Raw genomic sequence first — 17,092 nt, forward strand, 5'->3', positions numbered from 1 at the left:
AGCACCATCGACGGCGGCGTGGGTGGTACGGCGACTCCTACCGTCGCCTCGTCCCTGGCCGACCGCTGCCCGAGTCCGCACGATCGACCCATGACCATCACCTTCATCACCGGGGCCAACAAGGGCCTCGGCCTCGAGACCGCCCGTCGCCTCCTCGAGCTCGGCCACACCGTCATCCTGGGCGCACGCGACCGCGAGCTCGGCACCGCCGCCGCAGGCCGCCTCGGCGGCCGCTTCGTCCAGATCGACGTCACCGACGACCACTCCGTGCGCGCCGCAGCCGCCGACGTCGAGGCCCACGAGGGCCTCGTCGACGTGCTCGTCAACAACGCCGGCGTCGGCGGCACCTACGGCGTCGACGTGGCCGACCTGAGCGGGAGCGACGTCCTCGACGTCTTCGACGTCAATGTCGCGGGCGTCGTCCGCACCACCACTGCCTTCCTTCCGCTGCTACGTCGGTCCGCCGACCCCGTCATCGTCAACGTCAGCAGCGGAATGGGGTCCCTCGAGCACACCCATGACCCGTCCCGCGCCGAGTCACAGGTCGTCGCACCGATCTACACGGCCTCCAAGGCCGCACTCACCATGCTGACCACGCAGTACGCCAAGGCGTTCCCTGACGTCCGGGTCAACGCCGCCGACCCCGGCTACACCGCCACCGACCTCAACGCCCACAGCGGTCCGCAGACCGTCACCGAGGGCACCGACGCCGTCGTCTCCCTCGCGACCGAGGGCCCGGGCCACGCCTCCGGGCGCTTCGTGGACCGGCACGGTGAGACCTCCTGGTCCTGACGGCGCTCCCGGCCACCGGCCGCTCGCACCGGTTTCGCGCTGCCGACCGATGGGGACGACCAACGCATGACGGCGACAGCGCATCTCTCCGGCCGGCACCGATGAGCCGTTTCCCGCAGCTGCTGCAGACGGTCATCGATGCCGAGGACGTGCGCGGCCTGGCCGAGTTCTACCGCCAGCTGCTCGGCTACACCTACCGTCCCGGCGACGAGCCGCGCGCTGACGACGAGGCCGAGTGGCTGGTCCTGCGGGACGAGGCCGGGACCAATCGGTTGGCGTTCCAGTATGCCGAGCACGTCGAGCCGACCACGTGGCCGTCAGCTGATGTCCCGATGCAGATGCACCTCGACTGCACCGTGACGGGCCGCGGCGAGCTCGAGCGCCACCGGGCACGGGCCGAGTCGCTCGGCGCGCGGATGCTGGTCGACGACTCCGACGACTCCGACGAGCCGCTGTACGTGTTCGCGGACCCAGCTGGGCACCCGTTCTGCATCTTCGTCGCCAGCTGACACCACCACGGGTGTCGCGGGGCCGCCGTCAGCGAGCTGCTCAGGACTCGGTGCGGATCAGGGCGAGGCGTTGCAGCAGGTCCTCGAGGGAGTCCTCGAACTCGATCGCGGAGTGGTCCTCGCGCAGCGGCGACTTGAGGCGACGGACGCTGGGGTACGGAGCCAGAGACGTGTCCACGTCGTCCTCGACCACGTCGAGCGGCCCCAGGTCGGCCCCCAGCGCGGCGACCTCGAGCAGCAGGTGGCCGAGCAGGAAACTGGTGAAGGCGCGGTAGGCCTCGACGGTCGCCTGGTCGCTGAACCCCTCGCTCTGCAGCCCCGTGAGGAACGCCTCGACCCAGCGCAGGCTCCGCAACGGCGGGCGCAGCCACGGCGCTTCCGCGGGTCGGGAGGCGACCAGGGGGAACGCCTTGGGATGCGTCAGCGCGACCCGGCGTACTCCGTGGGCGAGCCGTTGCAGGTAGTCCTGCCAGCCGTGCTCGGGCGTCGCCAGCACGTCCGGGTCTGCCTCCATCTCGTCGACGATGCGCTCGACGACGGCATCGAGGAGCAGCTCCCGGCTGCGCACGTACCGGTAGAGCGACATGGCCTCCACGCCGAGCAGCGTGCCGAGCCGTCGCATCGACAAGCCCGGGAGCCCGTTGTCGTCGATGAACGCGACCGCAGCATCGACGATGCGCTCGCGATTCAGCGGCACCCGGTCCGACGGCCGCTCCTCGCCGCGGACCACGGCTGCGTCCGCGTCGGGAAGGCCATCGGCGGCTGAGCCGTCGGGCTCGTCACCGCGCCCTGTTGCGTTGGCCATCGGTCCTCCTTGCAGCCGAGGGTACGGGCGCACACCCACCCGGGTGGCTCGCCAGGACTTTCTCCTCCTTCACCCGCATGCCTGGGGGCGGGCTGGGCACCGACGAGGAAAGAGGCTTACGTCGTAAGGCAGTGGCGTGGGAGTCGCTGCCGGCGAGGCCGAGAGACGTGGGAGGGCCAGATGGCCGGGAAGTTGTCATTCACCGTCGGGTTCGGAGCCGGATACGTGCTGGGCGCACGGGCGGGTCGCGAGCGGTACCAGCAGATCGCAGGGAAGGCCCAGCAGGTGTGGCGCGACCCGCGCGTGCAGGACAAGGCGGCGCAGGCGCAGCAGGTCGTGAAGGAGAAGGCGGACCAGGCGGGGCAGGTCGTGAAGGAGAAGGTCGCATCGGCGGGGTCCTCGAACGACCACTCGTCGACGACGCCCGGCACCACCGGTGGGAAGCTGCCGTGAGCCACGACGCAGGGGACTCCACCGGTGAGCTGGTCTCCCGGCTCTCGCAGGACGTGTCCCGGCTGGTGCGCGACGAGCTGCGCCTCGCCCAGGTCGAGGTCTCCGGCAAGGCGAAGAAGGCCGGCATCGGCGCCGGCCTCCTCGGGGCGGCGGGGGCCATAGCCCTCTACGGCCTCGGCGTGCTGATTGCCACGGCCATCCTGGCGCTGGCGCTCGTCGTCGACGCCTGGCTGGCCGCGCTCATCGTCGGCGTCGTCCTGCTCGCGGTGGCCGGCATCGCGGCCCTGATCGGCAAGAAGCGGGTCGCCGAGGCAGCTCCACCCGTACCCGAACGGGCCGTCGAGAACGTCAAGCGCGACGTCGACGCGGTCAAGCACGCCCGCGACCACTGACACTCCGATCCACGAGAGAGGCCACGACATGGCTACGAAGGACACCCCGGACAGCCCCGGGCACGGCGCCGACGCCAGCGACACGACGGACAGCACGTCCGCGGAGGTCGCGGAGCTGCAGGCCGACATCGAACGGACCCGCGCCGACCTGGCCGACACCGTCGACCAGCTCGCCGCGAAGCTCGACGTCAAGACCCGCGTGCGCACCAGCGTCGCCGAGACGAAGGACGAGGCCGCCGCACGGCTGCGGAAGCTGCGCGACCAGAGCACGGACGACCAGGGCAAGCCGACCCCCCGGACACTCGGCCTCGGCGGGGGCGCCCTCGCAGCCGTCCTCGCGGTCGTCGTCCTCGCCCTGTGGCGTCGCAACAACACGCCGCGACGGACCACGATCCGGAAGCGCTGATGCTCGGCCGAGGAAAGCACGCGTCGCCGCCCCGGCCGGAGCCCGACGCCGCCGAGAAGCCGGACTCCCCGGCCGATCTGAGGAAGCGGTCCTGGTTCTACGTCGCCCGCAAGACCGTTCGCGAGTTCTCCGACGACCAGTGCACCGACCTGGCCGCCGCGCTGACGTACTACTCGGTCCTGGCGCTCTTCCCGGCTGCGATCGCCATCCTCTCGTTGGTGAGCCTCGTCGACCAGGGCCCCAGCACCGTGGACACGCTGCTCGGGATCCTGCGCGACATCGGCGCGTCGAGCGCCGCCGACTCTCTCGAGCCGACGCTCACCGAGCTCAGCCAGACGCAGAACTCCGGGCTCGCGCTCATCATCGGCCTCGCCGCCGCACTGTGGTCCGCGTCCGGCTACGTGGGTGCGTTCGGCCGCGGCATGAACCGCATCTACGAGATCGACGAGGGACGGCCGATCTGGAAGCTCCGCCCGGCGATGCTCCTCGTCACCCTCATCACGGTGATCCTCACGGCCGTCGTCGCCATCGGACTGGTGCTCACCGGACCGGCCGCCCAGGCGGTCGGCGACGCCATCGGCCTCGGCTCCACCGTCGTCACGGTCTGGAACATCGCGAAGTGGCCGGTCCTGCTCGGCGTCGTGATCCTCATCGTCGCGTTGCTGTACTACGCCACCCCGAACGTGAAGCAGCCGAAGTTCCGATGGATCAGCATCGGCGCCACCGTCGCCATCGTCGTGTGGATCCTCGCCTCAGCGCTGTTCGGCTTCTACGTGGCCAACTTCTCGAGCTACAACAAGACCTACGGCTCGCTGGCGGGCGTCATCGTCTTCCTCCTCTGGCTGTGGATCACCAATCTCGCGCTCCTCTTCGGCGCCGAGCTGGACGCCGAGCTCGAACGCGGCCGGCAGCTGCAGGCCGGCATGCCGGCCGAGGAGGTCATCCAGCTCCCTGCCCGCGACACCCGCAAGAGCGACAAGGCCGCCAAGAAGGAACGCGAGGACATCGAACGCGGCCGCCAGCTCCGCCTCACCCACGGTCGTGACGACGACCCCGACCACTCCGACGGACCGCAGACGTCCACCACCCCAGACGAGCGAGGGAACCGATGACGACCGAGACCACGTCCAGCACGTCCGCGAAGCTGCTCTACCGGCCCTGGGGCCTGGTGGCCAGCCTGCTGGGGGGCCTCATCGCCAGCCAGATCTTCCAGCAGCTCTGGAAGCGGCTCGATCCCGACAGCTCGGAGGACCCGCCCAAGCCGCTCGAGTCGGAGTACCGCTTGCGGAAGATCCTCGTCGCGGCCGCCATCCAGGGCGCCATCTTCACCGTCGTCCGAGCCCTCATCAACCGGGGCGGCGCCCGCGTCTTCGAGCGCTGGACCGGCGAGTGGCCCGGCGACTGACCAGTGCTTGTCTGACCGACCGCTGACGGCCAGGCACGGCCGGGAATGCCCGCGTCCGGCGGGGGTACACGAGGACAATGGTGCTACCCAGATGGACCGACGGACCCCAGACGATCGTCCTCGTCCGGCACGGTGAGAGCGTGGGCAACCTCGCCGACACCGCGGCTCGCGAGGCCCGGGCGGAGCACCTCGACCTGGACCAGCGTGACGCCGACGTCGAGCTGTCGCCCACCGGGCGGGAGCAGGCCGATGCGGTCGCGGCCTGGGTGTCCGGCCTGGCCGAGTCCGACCTGCCGACCACCGTGCTCAGCTCGCCGTACCGACGCGCGGCCGAGACCGCCGAGCGAGCGATGCGTGACCGTGGCATCGAGGTCGCCTACGACGAGCGACTGCGTGAGCGGGACCTGGGCATCTTCGACGGCCTGACCGGATACGGCATCCGAGCACAGCACCCTGATGAGGCCGCTCGGCGCAAGAAGCTCGGCAAGTTCTACTACCAGCCTCCCAGCGGGGAGAGCTGGGCGGACGTGGTCCTTCGCGTGCGCAGCCTGTTGACGGACCTGCGCCACGGGTACGACCGCGAGCGCATCTGGATGTTCACCCACCAGGCGGTCATCATGAGCTTCCGGTACGCCCTGGAGGGTCTCGACGAGCAGTCGTTGCTCGCCATCGACCGCGAGGTCCAGATCCCGAACGCGTCGTTCACCCGGTTCCACCGGGACGCCGACGTGCTGGAGCTGGACGTGTTCGCGGACACCGCCGCCGTCGACGCGGCCGGGACCGAGCGCACCGCAGAGGCCTCCCCCACCGGGAGCGGCGATGTCCACGCCTGACCCGGTGGTGGTGACGCCGGCGACGCTGCGCGACTGGGCACTGCCGGAGCCCGGGACGGGCAAGGAGTCGCGTGGGCAGGTCCTCGTGGTCGGGGGCTCCACCCAGACCCCGGGCGCGGTGAGGCTCGCCGGGGAGGCGTCACTGCGTGGCGGCGCCGGCAAGCTCGCACTGGCCACGGTGTCCCCGACCGCGGCCGCGCTCGCTGTGGCGGTCCCGGAGTCGCAGGTCCTCGCCCTGGCGACCGACGCGGACAGCATCGCCGTCGGGGCCGCCGACGACATCGTGGACCGCGCCCAGGCCGCCGATGTGGCGCTCGTCGGCCCCGGGTTCGTCGAACCGGCGGCGAGCACGTCGCTCCTCGAGCGTGTGCTCCCCCGCCTCACCTGTCCGGTCGTCGTCGATGCCCTCGGGTCGGCGTACCTCACCCAGCACCCGGAGGGCCTTCATCACCTGGAGGGACGAGCGGTCCTCAACGTCAATCCGTCCGAGCTCGCGCACACGGCCGGATCCGACGAGGACGAGGTCCTGCGCGACCCGCTCGCTGCCGCTCGCGCGGTCGCCGAGCGCTCGCGGGTCGTCGTCCTGTGCGGAGGAAGCAGCAAGTACGTCGTCGCTCCGTCCGGTCGGGCGTGGGTGGTCGAGGGCGGCGGACCGGGGCTGGGTGTCTCGGGATCGGGCGACGTGCAGGCCGGGATCGTCACGGGCCTGCTGGCCCGGTGCGCCGACCCCGCCCAGGCGGCCGTGTGGGGCGCCTACGTGCACGCCCGGATCGGCGAACGGCTCGCAGCCGCTGTCGGCACCGTGGGCTACCTCGCCCGCGACATGCCGGAACAGGTCCCTGCAGTGGTGGCCGAGGTGGGCTGAGGCCACCCGATCACCAGGGCGGTTCTTTCCCGTCCGACGGGGTACCGGAAGAGATTCCCCCTCTGGAGGTCGCAAGCGATGGTCCACCACCCCCCTCGACCCCGTCACGGTCGGCTCGCCCACTCGTCGCTGCACAGGGAGCGTTGATGCGGATCGTCGTCACCGGAGCAACCGGGAACGTCGGGACCGCACTGCTCCGCCACCTCGTGGAGCACACCGACCACGAGGTGGTGGGAATCGCTCGGCGGCTCCCCGACAGAGCGAGCGGGAGCCGGGTCGCGTGGGTCAGCACGGACCTCACCGACCCGAGCTGTCAGCCGATCCTGGACTCGACCTTCCGCGGCGCGGGCGCCGTCGTGCACCTGGCGTGGGGATTCCAGCCGTCCCACGACCTGGGCTACCTGGCCGAGCTGGGCGTCCAGGGCACCCGACGCGTGCTGTCCGCGGTCGCCGCCGCGCAGGTGCCCCACCTGGTCCACATGTCGTCGGTCGGCGCGTACTCGCCGAAGCGCGGCAACACCCCGGTGGACGAGGACTACCCGACCGATGGGGTCCCTGGCTCGCCGTACAGCCAGCACAAGGCCCAGGCCGAACGGCTCCTCGACGCGTTCAGTGCGGCGAGCCCCGACGTCCGGGTCACCCGGATGCGGCCGGGCATCATCGGGCAGCGCAGCGCCGGCAGCGCCCTGCTGCGCTACGCCCTGCCGGCGCTGCTCCCGGCTCGGGTCCTCCGACTCGTTCCCGTGCTGCCGTTGGACGGTTCTCTCCAGATCCCGATGGTGCACGCCGACGACGTCGCCGACGCGTTCGGTCGTGTGCTGGCCACCGGCGAGTCCGGCGCGTTCAACCTGGCCGCGGGCCTGCCCGTCACCACGGCGGACATCGCGCAGGCACTGGGTGCTCGCCACCTCCAGGTGCCCCGCCGGATCGTCCGCGGCGCGGTCGCGGGCTCGTGGCACGCTCGCCTGCAGCCGATCGATCCGGGGTGGATCGACCTCGCCCACGACGTCCCGCTCCTCGACTGCGGCAGGGCCGAACGTGACCTCGGTTGGCAGCCCACGCACAGCGGCGTCGCCGTCCTCGAGGAGGTCGTCCAGCCGATGGCGAACGCCGACTCCGGCAGGACTCCGGTCCTCCGCCCGCGCACCGTCCTCGGCGGTCTGAGCGATGCCGTTCGCGACAAGCCGGTCGCCTATCGGCGCCGCCCTTGAGCCGAGACCTGCTACCTCGCGACGGCGTGGAGCACGACGTCCGTCACGTCTCCGGCGCTGACGCGGAGGGTCATGTACGTGCAGCTCGGCTGTCGGCGCCGGTCCGTCGGCGAACCGGGGTTCAGCAGCCGCAGCCCGGTGGACGTCCTGGTGTCCCACGGGATGTGGCTGTGCCCGAAGACGAGCACGTCGAGATCCGGGAACCGCGCGCTGCACCGCGCCTCTCGGCCCTTCGCCGAGCCGGTCTCGTGCACCACCCCGAAGGCCACGCCCTCGATCTCGACGCGAGCGACCTCCGGCAGACGGTCCCTCAAGGCGCCGTGGTCGTTGTTGCCCCACACCCCGACGAGCGAGCGTGCTCGCCTCTCGCAGTCGTCGAGCAGCCGCTCGTCGACCCAGTCGCCAGCGTGGACCACGACGTCTGCCGTGTCGATCGCGTCCCAGAGCTCGCCGGGCAGCTCCCGGGCCCGCTTGGGCAGGTGCGTGTCCGCCATCAGCACCACGCTCGTCGCCACGGGACCAGTCAAGCAAGGCTTCCCGGCACCGACAAGCAGCGCCGGCTCCACCCTTGAGGGTGGAGGCTGTCCTTCAGCACAGCGGGGTACCGACACGAGGTGACTGACACCCAGGCCCGGATCGCCGTCCCCGACACGCGCGACGAGGACGTCCCCCGTCTGCGGATCGCCTCGGTCCCCGCGGGTCACGTGTACGTCCGTCACCTGAGCTCCGAGTCCACGCCCGGGCCGGAGCGGCTGCCCGATCCCGACCCGCTGCGACCGACGGCTCCGGCGGGCGCCGTCTGGTGGCCACCGGTCATGCTGCAGCCGTCCTGGGCTGCCACGGCGGACTTCGACGTGTTCCACCTGCACTTCGGCTTCGACGCCTGCGACCCGGAGGAGCTGCGCGACCTGGTCGACACCCTCCGCCGGCGGGGCAAGCCCTTCGTCTTCACCGTGCACGACCTGCGCAACCCGCACCACCTCTCGCGGGAGGCGCACGACGCCCAGCTCGACGTCCTCATCCCTGCCGCGGACGCGCTCGTCACGCTCACCGCGGGCGCTGCCTCGGAGATCCGACGCCGATGGGGACGTGAGGCCGTGGTCATCCCGCACCCGCACGTGGTCGAGCTCGAGGACATGGCGACCCTGCAGCGCGACCGTCCCTCGCCAGGGGCGGCGTTCCGGGTCGGTCTGCACGTGAAGAGCCTGCGGCCGAGCATGGCGCCCCTGCGGATCCTGCCGACCCTGGTGCGCGCCGTCACCGAGCTGCCCGGCGCCGTGCTGCCCGGCGCCGTGCTGCAGGTCAACGCTCACCGCGACGTCATGGACGACGACGGTGCCCGCAGGGACGACCAGCTCGCCGACTACCTCCGTGGCGCCGCCGCCGAGGGCCTCATCGACCTGCGGGTGCATGACTTCCTGCCCGACGACGAGCTCTGGACCTACCTGGCGTCGCTCGACGTCTCCGTCCTCCCCTACCGCTTCGGGACCCACTCGGGTTGGTTGGAGGCGTGCCGCGACCTCGGTACGACGGTCGTGGCGCCCACGTGCGGGTTCTACCGCGACCAGGGACCGGTGCTGAGCTACACGCACGACGAGGATCACTTCGACCCGAACTCGCTCGTCGCCGCCATCGCCACGGCGTACTGGGACCGGCCCGCCTTCGGCGCGGGCCTCGACGAGCGCCGCGTGCAGCGCCAGGCGATCGCCGCCGCTCACGACCACCTCTACCGGTCGCTGAGCAGATGACTCCCCTGCGCATCTGCCTGATCGCGTCGAGCAGGTACCCGGTCAACCAGCCCTTCGCCGGCGGGCTCGAGTCGCTCACGCACCAGCTCGCGGGTGAGCTGGTCGACCGCGGGCACGAGGTCACGCTCTTCGCCGCCCCGGGGTCCGATCCGGCCCTGCCCGTGGCCGAGCTCGACGTGCACGGCATCCGGTTCAGCTCCACCGCTCTGCGTGACGTGCACGCACCGTCCGAGGAGTGGATGACCGACCACCATGCCTACCTGTCGCTCATGCTCGACCTGGCCAGATCCGGATCACGCCGTTTCGACGTCGTGCACAACAACAGCCTCCACCACCTGCCGATCGCGATGTCGGAGATGCTCGACATCCCCGTGCTGACCACGCTCCACACCCCTCCGACGCCCTGGCTCGAGTCAGCGATGGCCGCGTCCGCCGTGCCCGTCCACTGCACCGCGGTGAGCAGGTCCTCGGCCGCCGCATGGAGACATGTCGTCGACGCCACGGTCGTGCACAACGGCGTGGCGATCGACCGGTGGGAGCCCGGCCCGGGTGGCAGGTCGGCCATGTGGACCGGACGCCTCGTCACGGAGAAGGCGCCGCACCTCGCGATCGACGCGGCCCGGCTCGCCGGCATACCGCTCGTGCTCGCGGGTCCCGCCCCGGACCCGGACTACTTCGCGCGCGAGGTCGAGCCCCGTCTCGGCGGTGACGTGACGTACGCCGGTCACCTCGACCACCCGCGGCTGGCCGAGCTGGTGGCACGGTCGGCGGTCGCCGTCGTGACGCCTGCGTGGGAGGAGCCGTTCGGTCTGGTGGCCATCGAGTCGATGGCCTGCGGCACGCCCGTGGCCGCGCTGGCGCGAGGCGCCCTTCCCGAGATCGTCGCCGAGGGCACCGGCGCCCTGACGTCCGGCGACCGGCCGAACGACCTGGCCGCCGCCATCGTCAGGTCCCTGACGTGCGACCGGCGGGCGGTCCGCGACCACGTCGTACGGCACTTCAGCGCACGCCGGATGGTCGACGCCTACGAGGAGCGGTATGCCGGTCTCCTGGTCCGCAGCTCCGCCGCATGATCGGCTACTACGTCCACCACCACGGACGCGGTCACCTGCACCGCGCGCTTGCTCTCGCGGCCGCGCTCGACGAGCCGGTGACCGGGCTGTCCTCGCTGCCCGCCCCGGCGGGGTGGTCCGGTCCGTGGGTCCAGCTGGAGCGCGACGACATCGCACCGACGGCCGTCGACCCCACCGCCCACGGTCGCCTGCACTGGGTACCTCGGGGAGACGCCGGGCTCAGCACGAGGACCGCGCAGATCTCGGCCTGGCTCGACGAGCACCGACCCAGGGTCCTGGTCGCCGACGTGTCGGTCGAGGTCGCCCTGCTGGGACGACTGCATGGCGTACCCGTCGTCACCGTCGTGCTGCCCGGGCAGCGCGCCGACGCCGCTCACCAGCTCGGCTTCGACATCTCGACGCACCTGGTCGCGATGTGGCCGCCAGAGGCGCAGAACATGCTCCCGGGGCTACCGACCGCGTCTCGCGAGCGCGTGCGCCCCCTGGGCGCTCTCTCGCGCTATCCCGTCCGCCTCCCCACCTCACGGCGTCCCGGTCCCCCGCGGGTCGTGCTGATGACCGGTGGTGGTGGCGACGACCTGACCCCCGACCGGATCGACAGCGCTCGACGTCAGTCGGAGCAGTGGGAGTGGGTCGTGCTCGGGCGTCACGGCCGCTGGAGCGAGGACCCGCGCGCGGACGTGCACGACGCCGACGTCGTGATCACCAACGCCGGCCAGAACAGCCTGGCGGAGATCGCTGCGGCGCGGACCGCGGCCATCGTGATCCCGCAGGACAGACCGTACGACGAGCAGCGGACCAGCGCCGCCGCCCTGGCGGCCGGCGGATGGCCGGTCCTCGTCGAGGACCGCTTCCCCGACCGTGGCTGGTCGGAGCGCCTCCGCCGTGCGCAGCACCTCGACGGCGACGCCTGGTCGTCGTGGTGCGACGGGCGCGCCGCCGAGCGCCTCGCGGAGCTGATCTCATCATGAGCGGCGTCGGAGTCGTGACGATCGCGCACGGTCGACACGCCCACCTCCGGTCCCAGCACCTCTCCCTGGCGGTCTCGACGTGTCGGCCGGACGTCTATGTCGTGGTCGCCATGGACGATCCCGAGCTCGACGACCGACCGGCCCACGGCGGCCTCGCGGCACGGGTCCTGCCGATCGAGACTGCCCCGCTGGGCCTTCCGCTCGCGGCGGCGCGCAACCGGGGCATCGACGCGGCGTTCGAGGCCGGCTGCGACGTCGTCATCGCCCTCGACGTCGACTGCCTCGCCTCGCCCGACCTGGTGGCGGACTACTGCCGTCTCGTCTCGACCTCCCCCGACACCGTGTGGCAGGGACCGGTGACCTACCTGCCGCCCCCGCCCGCTGGCGGGTACTCGCTGGCAACGCTCGCCGACCTCGACGATCCCCACCCGGCCCGTCCACGGCTGGAGCGGGGCGAGACCCGGGGAGACGCCCGGCCGGAGCTGTTCTGGTCGCTCTCGTTCGCTCTCTCGGGATCCTCCTGGCGCCGGTCCGGCGGCTTCTGCGAGGAGTACGTCGGCTACGGCGGCGAGGACACCGACTTCGGCCAGTCCCTGCGCGCCGCCGGCATCGACCTCAGCTGGACGGGCGACGCCCGGGCCTACCACCAGTACCACCCGGTCTCCCGCCCCCCGATCGAGCACCTCGACGACATCCTCCGCAACGCGAAGATCTACGAACGTCGCTGGGGCACCTGGCCGATGGGCGGCTGGCTCGAGGAGTTCGAACGCCGCGGCCTCATCGTCTGGCAGCAGGACTCGTGGGTGCGCGCGACCTGCTGACCCCAGAACGCAGCAGAGGCCGCCCCCGCTACCAGCGGAAACGGCCTCTGACCTGCGGTCCTCCAGTCGGGCTGACAGGATTTGAACCTGCGACCCCTTGGAGGATTGGGGCAGTTTCAGCGACTACCGACAAGTACGGTGAAGGACGGATCTTCCTTATTTAGAGCGGGTTTGACGTTCACCCGCTCTGCGAGCGTAACTGACTGTATCCGAGAAATCACGATCGTTTGTGGACACTAAATGGACGCATTTGGCGTCACCCCGTCGCGCTCGCGGAGCTCGTCGGCCCGGGCTCGGAAGCCTGCCTTCGCCGTCGCAAGACGCACTGCCAGAGTCACGGTCCAGCCGCCCAGTATGGGGCAGGTCAAACCCCTACCGCTCCGTGCCACAGACCAGTAAGCCGACATCACGTACATCCGTCGATTGGCGTCCCTGGCTAAGTCATGATTTGGTGCCCAGGAACTGAACAAACCCTGAGAGCGAGGCACGAGCGGGCGCTCCCGGACATATCTCGGACGTTTCGAAGGTGTTCGACGTCATCGACGACTGCGAACTTCGGCCAAGGGCGTGGAGGCCTGGACCGAACGATCCATCGTCACGCCGCGTACGCGTTAGCTTCCAGCAGCCGCCCGTCACGCCGCGTACGCGTTAGCTTCCAGCAGCCGCCCGTGACGCCGTTCCAATGAGCTCGGTCGCCAATGTCGGTGGGACTCTGCACAATGAGCGCGGAGGAGGTTCCGGTGACAGTACGCGACGATGTGATCGCAGGAGTCGAGGATGTGCTCGACGCGGATTGGTCCGTACGCAAAGGCACAGTGATCCCGGAGACGGATGACGTCGTGCTCAAGAATGGCGCCGTGCGCGTCGACGCGACCTATTTCTACGCCGATCTTGCTGACTCGTCGACGCTCGGTCACCAGGTTGACGCAGAGATCGCGGGCAGGGTCATTCGGGCCTACCTAAACGCAGCCTCGCGAATTCTCCGTAACTACGGCGGGGCCATTCGCAGCTTCGACGGCGACCGGGTGATGGCCATCTACATCGGTAAATCGAAAAACACCGACGCCGCACGGGCGGCGCTGGCCTTGAACTGGGCGGTGGACTTCGTACTTGCGCCGGCACTCAAGACGAAGTGGCCAGACCTTCGTGACGTCTGGACGACCAAGCACGGTGTCGGTATTGATACTGGCGAAGCTCTCTTGGTTCGCGGCGGCGTCCGCGACAACAACGACCTCGTTAGTATCGGTTCGGCGCCGAACGTAGCCGCCAAGCTCAGCGCCCTTCGATGCGCAGATCTGCACATCACGGATCGTGTCCACGACCGCTTGGCCGAGTCGTCGAAGATTTCTTCCGATGGCTCCGAGAGCCGGTGGAAGACTCACGACAGGATCGAGGTTGGCGGGGTGAACCACAGGGTGTATTGGTCCAACTATGGGTGGAAGCCATGAGCTGGTGGTCGCACGCGGAGAAGGAGGTCGAGTCACCTCCGACTCCGCCGGACGAGCGAGGACTGGCATTCGCCTGGCAAACGCACGCAGCGATCAGCGATTGGACCTCTAAGGTCGACACCAAGTCGTCCATCGTGCTCAGCCTCGGCGGCGCGGTCCTCGGATTCTGTGTCATCTTGACAGGGGACGGACGGCTACTCGACGGCCTTCATGGTTGGCGCGACCGCTTTGTGACCGCAGGGCTAGCCGCCCTCGCGCTCGGCGTCCTAGTCGCTGCTTTTGCTGTCTTCCCGAGGCTCAAGCGGCGCCAAGCAAGAAAGAACTGGCCGAGCAACTACGTATACTTCGGGCACCTGCGGCACTGGAAGCCAGCAGACCTAAAGGCCGCGCTCTTGCACCAATCAATTGATGAGCAACTCGAAGTGTTGGCCACCCAGCTGGTTACCGCCTCCAAGATCTCGTGGAACAAGCACACAACGCTGCAGCTGGCGATGGTCCTGCTGACGATTGGTTCTGGTCTCATCGGCGCGGCGGCGGTGTGGCCGAAGTGAAGAGTTCGGGCACGAGCTTTACCTACACCGCCAGTTTCAAGCGTATTGATGAGGTTCTCGCGGCGCCGGACGAAAATTTTCCGCAGCGTGACGACCTTCCGTCACGCGACGACCTCACCTTTAGCAACGGCTACTTCGTGCGAGTTGCGGCGTTGTTTGTCGACATCCGCAATTCGTCGAACCTGCCCGGCAAGTACAGCGAGCCAGCGCTCGCCAAGCTCTACCGCGCATTCATCTCCGAGGTAGTCGCCGTCTTGGACGGTAGCCCCGACTGCGACGAAATCAACATCGTGGGTGACGGTGTCTGGGGCGTTTTCGACGCAAGATTGAAGGAGCAAGTTGACCGAGTCGTCGAGGCCGCGGGCCGGGTTTCGTCGCTACTCGACGGCTTGAATGCAAGACTGTTGTACAGGGGGTACGAGGCGCTGCGAGTGGGGATCGGCCTCGACTGGGGTCGCGCCCTGATGATCAAGACCGGGTTCTATGGAAGCGGCGTCAACGACATCGTCTACGTGGGCAATGTGGTGAATAGCGCTGCCAAGCTCTGCTCGCTTGGAGAGCAGAAGCATGGGTCGGGGTATCGACCCCGAGTCATGGCTGGGCGGGAGTTCGTCAACAACCTTCTCCCGACCGGATACGCTGGATTCTTCACGTACGACGCGTCCATTGGCTGCTACACGGCGTCGATCCAAAACAAGGCGATGACGAGCTGGTTGGCGGACAACCCTCCCAATTAGGCGTCCGGAGTCTCACCGCCGCACCCGCACACGGAGCGTCGCGCCAACATCATGTGGAGCATCTGCCAGATGTCGCGACGAGCGCGGATCCGAGGTGCGGCATCCCGCCGCGTGTCGGACACACTGATCTGCCATTGTGCAGGACCCCGTGATCACTCAGCCCTTGAGGCCTTTGCAGGGTGGCCGCGAGCTGCTCGGCGTCATATCCATGTTCCCCGCGGCCTGCCGAGCCGCGCGTCTTCTTGACGGGTTCACGAGTCGCCAGCGATTCCACCATCGACCCGATCGAGCTCGGGCCGCGGCTTAGACACCACAGGTGTGGAACCGAGCGAGTCCTCGGGTTGTGCGGCAGGGTGGGGTCGTGACCGGTGACGACGACCACAGACTCCTTCGCGCCGCGTGGACGCGCCTGCACACCCGGCTTCGCGACCTACGCGTCAACCTCGAGTTCGGCGACACCTACCTGATGGAGTTCGCGGACAAGGCCGACAGGGCCGCCAACCTTGCTCTTCACCTCGAAGGTGCCGTCAAGTTGGTCGACCAACATCTGTATGCGCCCGCGCTCGCCGTCACACGCACCAGCATTGAGCACGTCGTCCTGGATGCACTGCTCTTCCGTGGCCGTACCTGGGTCCAGAACGTCCGCGGCATCTCGACTGGGACGTGGGAGCAGTGGCAGGCCGACCGCGAGGCCGGCGCCGAGTGGACCGCATACATCGTTAAGTGGACGCGGACGAAGAGGGGCGACGTCAGGATCTGCCGGGAGGGGATCTATACGAACCCGGACGACCAGGGAAACCGGGAACGGCTCAGCATCTACTACTTCCTCCTTGAGGAATACGACGGCAGCATCGGGCGCCCAGTCGGCGGAGCGAGCGACACAGCCAGGGATGACGAGGTCGGGTTCGGCCGTCAGGAGCTGCGAGCGCTCGCCCGGGAGAACGAAGCCAGGTGGCGCACGTACCTGACGTGGTCGGCCCTGCTGGACAATCTTGCGGTCAACGACCTGGCCGAGGAGGCCGACGTCGGGCGGCTCGGCGTTCATTACCGCTTCCTGTCCGCGTACGCCCACCCGGTCTCGCACACCCACCGGAGGCTCTACGGCGACAGCCGCGACGGAAGCACGCCACACTATGACCACTACGCGAGCGAGCTCGTCCTTCTCTATGTCGTCACCCTCGCCATGCTCGAGCTCGTGAATTTCGCCGCCGGGCTGGCGAGCCGCACCGACGTCACGCTGGGCGAGACCGACAGCCTCAACGACGACCTAGATTTCGCCAGACGAGCGACCGACCACTTCTGGTTCATCGGCACCAACCCGCACCCGTGGGACTTCAACCAAGCCCGGAATCAGGCCGCCTTCCGTCTCCTGCGCGACGGACAGCGCGAGGACGTCGCGACGCCAGATCCGGCCGACGTGCCGTTCCCCCGCGACCCGCTGCGGCGACTTGTCGACATGCACGCCTCGTCTTCCGAGGTACTCACCGGGTACGTGTATCAGAGCCCCTGGCGCGCCCCGACGCATGGAGACGCCGGTAACCCCAACTCGCCACCGCTGTCGGCGGCATCGGCGACACTTCACACGTGGCAGTGGTCCAGGTCGACGAGCTCGGGCGTGCGCGCGGACCCGAAGATGGGGCCAGGAGGTACACCCCCATCGCGATGACGTTCGACACCCGCGCCATGCTGTTCGACTTCGCCGACGGCCCCGAGGTTGAAACCCAAACGGCTGAGCTGAACCGGAACAACAAGTCGAGGCTTCGCGAGCAGCTCATCCATCAGTTCGGTGTTGCGAACTACGAGCAGAAGTTGCAGGACTTCGTCGATCTCGGTCCGGCGCCCTGGTCGGTCGTCCCACTCCACAACGAGTACCTCAACCAGGTCAGGGATGCATTCACGTTCGGCACCTACTACCCGGCGCTCGTCGGCGCCGGCGCGCTCGGCGAACGCATCTTGAATCACCTCGTCCTCACGCTCCGCGGTGACTACGCCGACCATCCGCGACAGAGCACGTCGCCGACCGAGACACCTTCGACCGGTGGGATAGATGCATCCACGCCCTCGAGGGGTGG

Annotated in this window: 21 protein-coding genes; 18 read left to right on the forward strand and 3 right to left on the reverse strand. The window is 69.3% G+C overall.

What is annotated here, in order from left to right; genetic code table 11:
• The first annotated feature begins 90 nt into the window (after nucleotides 1-90).
• Both ABEA34_RS21275 and ABEA34_RS21280 read left to right on the forward strand, forming a co-directional pair.
• Complete coding sequence (locus ABEA34_RS21275) at nucleotides 91-792, forward strand: SDR family NAD(P)-dependent oxidoreductase (protein ID WP_345523665.1); 702 nt, start codon at nucleotides 91-93, stop codon at nucleotides 790-792.
• A 101-nt stretch (nucleotides 793-893) separates the two neighbouring features.
• Nucleotides 894-1,301, forward strand: a complete 408-nt coding sequence (locus ABEA34_RS21280; RefSeq protein WP_345523666.1) for a VOC family protein — start codon at nucleotides 894-896, stop codon at nucleotides 1,299-1,301.
• Between the two features lie 40 nt (nucleotides 1,302-1,341).
• On the opposite strand, the gene ABEA34_RS21285 is transcribed toward ABEA34_RS21280, so the two are convergent.
• Nucleotides 1,342-2,106, reverse strand: coding sequence for a TetR/AcrR family transcriptional regulator C-terminal domain-containing protein (locus ABEA34_RS21285; RefSeq protein WP_345523667.1), 765 nt, complete (start codon nucleotides 2,104-2,106; stop codon nucleotides 1,342-1,344).
• Between the two features lie 225 nt (nucleotides 2,107-2,331).
• On the opposite strand from ABEA34_RS21285, the gene ABEA34_RS21290 reads away from it, so the two are divergent.
• From ABEA34_RS21290 to ABEA34_RS21325, 8 genes are all read left to right on the forward strand, one after another.
• Nucleotides 2,332-2,559 carry a hypothetical protein gene (locus tag ABEA34_RS21290; RefSeq protein WP_345523669.1) on the forward strand — a complete coding sequence of 76 codons (228 nt, stop codon included), beginning with the start codon at nucleotides 2,332-2,334 and terminating at the stop codon, nucleotides 2,557-2,559.
• Nucleotides 2,556-2,951 carry a phage holin family protein gene (locus tag ABEA34_RS21295; RefSeq protein ID WP_345523671.1) on the forward strand — a complete coding sequence of 132 codons (396 nt, stop codon included), beginning with the start codon at nucleotides 2,556-2,558 and terminating at the stop codon, nucleotides 2,949-2,951. Before ABEA34_RS21290 ends, ABEA34_RS21295 begins: the two co-directional genes overlap by 4 nt.
• Nucleotides 2,952-2,979: 28 nt before the next feature.
• Nucleotides 2,980-3,357, forward strand: coding sequence for a DUF3618 domain-containing protein (locus tag ABEA34_RS21300; RefSeq protein WP_345523672.1), 378 nt, complete (start codon nucleotides 2,980-2,982; stop codon nucleotides 3,355-3,357).
• The gene (locus ABEA34_RS21305) at nucleotides 3,357-4,469 is read left to right on the forward strand and encodes a YihY/virulence factor BrkB family protein (protein WP_345523673.1); all 1,113 of its coding nucleotides are present in this window, start codon (nucleotides 3,357-3,359) and stop codon (nucleotides 4,467-4,469) included. Before ABEA34_RS21300 ends, ABEA34_RS21305 begins: the two co-directional genes overlap by 1 nt.
• Nucleotides 4,466-4,762, forward strand: coding sequence for a DUF4235 domain-containing protein (locus ABEA34_RS21310; RefSeq protein ID WP_345523675.1), 297 nt, complete (start codon nucleotides 4,466-4,468; stop codon nucleotides 4,760-4,762). The genes ABEA34_RS21305 and ABEA34_RS21310 overlap by 4 nt, the downstream gene beginning before the upstream one ends.
• 77 nt (nucleotides 4,763-4,839) lie before the next feature.
• The gene (locus ABEA34_RS21315; RefSeq protein ID WP_345523677.1) at nucleotides 4,840-5,595 is read left to right on the forward strand and encodes a histidine phosphatase family protein; all 756 of its coding nucleotides are present in this window, start codon (nucleotides 4,840-4,842) and stop codon (nucleotides 5,593-5,595) included.
• Nucleotides 5,582-6,460 (forward strand): NAD(P)H-hydrate dehydratase, encoded by an 879-nt coding sequence (locus ABEA34_RS21320; RefSeq protein ID WP_345523679.1) that lies wholly within the window; start codon nucleotides 5,582-5,584, stop codon nucleotides 6,458-6,460. The genes ABEA34_RS21315 and ABEA34_RS21320 overlap by 14 nt, the downstream gene beginning before the upstream one ends.
• Before the next feature lie 146 nt (nucleotides 6,461-6,606).
• A complete protein-coding gene (locus ABEA34_RS21325; protein ID WP_345523681.1) occupies nucleotides 6,607-7,671 on the forward strand; it encodes an NAD-dependent epimerase/dehydratase family protein in 1,065 nt (354 codons plus the stop codon).
• Nucleotides 7,672-7,682: 11 nt separating this feature from the next.
• Here the strand turns inward: ABEA34_RS21325 and ABEA34_RS21330 are convergent, their stop codons facing one another.
• Entirely contained in the window at nucleotides 7,683-8,186 is a 504-nt protein-coding gene (locus tag ABEA34_RS21330; RefSeq protein WP_345523682.1) for a metallophosphoesterase family protein, read from the reverse strand.
• 99 nt (nucleotides 8,187-8,285) lie between these two features.
• On the opposite strand from ABEA34_RS21330, the gene ABEA34_RS21335 reads away from it, so the two are divergent.
• From ABEA34_RS21335 to ABEA34_RS21370, 8 genes are all read left to right on the forward strand, one after another.
• Nucleotides 8,286-9,419: a glycosyltransferase family protein gene (locus ABEA34_RS21335; protein WP_345523683.1), complete on the forward strand. Its 1,134-nt coding sequence runs from the start codon at nucleotides 8,286-8,288 to the stop codon at nucleotides 9,417-9,419.
• On the forward strand, nucleotides 9,416-10,492 hold the full coding sequence (locus ABEA34_RS21340) for a glycosyltransferase family 4 protein (RefSeq protein WP_345523684.1): 1,077 nt from the start codon (nucleotides 9,416-9,418) through the stop codon (nucleotides 10,490-10,492). The genes ABEA34_RS21335 and ABEA34_RS21340 overlap by 4 nt, the downstream gene beginning before the upstream one ends.
• Nucleotides 10,489-11,463, forward strand: coding sequence for a glycosyltransferase (locus ABEA34_RS21345; protein ID WP_345523686.1), 975 nt, complete (start codon nucleotides 10,489-10,491; stop codon nucleotides 11,461-11,463). The genes ABEA34_RS21340 and ABEA34_RS21345 overlap by 4 nt, the downstream gene beginning before the upstream one ends.
• The gene (locus ABEA34_RS21350) at nucleotides 11,460-12,284 is read left to right on the forward strand and encodes a glycosyltransferase family 2 protein (RefSeq protein ID WP_345523687.1); all 825 of its coding nucleotides are present in this window, start codon (nucleotides 11,460-11,462) and stop codon (nucleotides 12,282-12,284) included. Before ABEA34_RS21345 ends, ABEA34_RS21350 begins: the two co-directional genes overlap by 4 nt.
• A gap of 740 nt (nucleotides 12,285-13,024) precedes the next feature.
• Entirely contained in the window at nucleotides 13,025-13,732 is a 708-nt protein-coding gene (locus tag ABEA34_RS21355) for an adenylate/guanylate cyclase domain-containing protein (protein WP_345523688.1), read from the forward strand.
• Nucleotides 13,729-14,283, forward strand: a complete 555-nt coding sequence (locus tag ABEA34_RS21360) for a Pycsar system effector family protein (protein WP_345523689.1) — start codon at nucleotides 13,729-13,731, stop codon at nucleotides 14,281-14,283. Before ABEA34_RS21355 ends, ABEA34_RS21360 begins: the two co-directional genes overlap by 4 nt.
• On the forward strand, nucleotides 14,271-15,020 hold the full coding sequence (locus ABEA34_RS21365; RefSeq protein ID WP_345523690.1) for an adenylate/guanylate cyclase domain-containing protein: 750 nt from the start codon (nucleotides 14,271-14,273) through the stop codon (nucleotides 15,018-15,020). Before ABEA34_RS21360 ends, ABEA34_RS21365 begins: the two co-directional genes overlap by 13 nt.
• 361 nt (nucleotides 15,021-15,381) lie before the next feature.
• A complete protein-coding gene (locus ABEA34_RS21370) occupies nucleotides 15,382-16,686 on the forward strand; it encodes a hypothetical protein (protein ID WP_345523691.1) in 1,305 nt (434 codons plus the stop codon).
• Here the strand turns inward: ABEA34_RS21370 and ABEA34_RS21375 are convergent.
• Nucleotides 16,599-17,018, reverse strand: coding sequence for a hypothetical protein (locus tag ABEA34_RS21375; RefSeq protein ID WP_345523692.1), 420 nt, complete (start codon nucleotides 17,016-17,018; stop codon nucleotides 16,599-16,601). The two genes, ABEA34_RS21370 and ABEA34_RS21375, sit on opposite strands and share 88 nt — an antisense overlap.
• Nucleotides 17,019-17,092: the final 74 nt, after the last annotated feature.

Origin of the sequence: Nocardioides conyzicola (assembly GCF_039543825.1) — a bacterium.
Classification (GTDB): Bacteria; Actinomycetota; Actinomycetes; order Propionibacteriales; family Nocardioidaceae; genus Nocardioides; species Nocardioides conyzicola.

Coding starts and splice junctions, on each gene's coding strand:
- ABEA34_RS21280 (WP_345523666.1), top strand. CDS start 894: ATGAGCCGTTTCCCGCAGCTGCTGCAGACGGTCATCGATGCCGAGGAC.
- ABEA34_RS21310 (WP_345523675.1), top strand. CDS start 4,466: ATGACGACCGAGACCACGTCCAGCACGTCCGCGAAGCTGCTCTACCGG.
- ABEA34_RS21275 (WP_345523665.1), top strand. CDS start 91: ATGACCATCACCTTCATCACCGGGGCCAACAAGGGCCTCGGCCTCGAG.
- ABEA34_RS21285 (WP_345523667.1), bottom strand. CDS start 2,106: ATGGCCAACGCAACAGGGCGCGGTGACGAGCCCGACGGCTCAGCCGCC.
- ABEA34_RS21300 (WP_345523672.1), top strand. CDS start 2,980: ATGGCTACGAAGGACACCCCGGACAGCCCCGGGCACGGCGCCGACGCC.
- ABEA34_RS21350 (WP_345523687.1), top strand. CDS start 11,460: ATGAGCGGCGTCGGAGTCGTGACGATCGCGCACGGTCGACACGCCCAC.
- ABEA34_RS21305 (WP_345523673.1), top strand. CDS start 3,357: ATGCTCGGCCGAGGAAAGCACGCGTCGCCGCCCCGGCCGGAGCCCGAC.
- ABEA34_RS21345 (WP_345523686.1), top strand. CDS start 10,489: ATGATCGGCTACTACGTCCACCACCACGGACGCGGTCACCTGCACCGC.
- ABEA34_RS21325 (WP_345523681.1), top strand. CDS start 6,607: ATGCGGATCGTCGTCACCGGAGCAACCGGGAACGTCGGGACCGCACTG.
- ABEA34_RS21320 (WP_345523679.1), top strand. CDS start 5,582: ATGTCCACGCCTGACCCGGTGGTGGTGACGCCGGCGACGCTGCGCGAC.
- ABEA34_RS21340 (WP_345523684.1), top strand. CDS start 9,416: ATGACTCCCCTGCGCATCTGCCTGATCGCGTCGAGCAGGTACCCGGTC.
- ABEA34_RS21375 (WP_345523692.1), bottom strand. CDS start 17,018: ATGGTCGGCGTAGTCACCGCGGAGCGTGAGGACGAGGTGATTCAAGAT.
- ABEA34_RS21315 (WP_345523677.1), top strand. CDS start 4,840: ATGGTGCTACCCAGATGGACCGACGGACCCCAGACGATCGTCCTCGTC.
- ABEA34_RS21360 (WP_345523689.1), top strand. CDS start 13,729: ATGAGCTGGTGGTCGCACGCGGAGAAGGAGGTCGAGTCACCTCCGACT.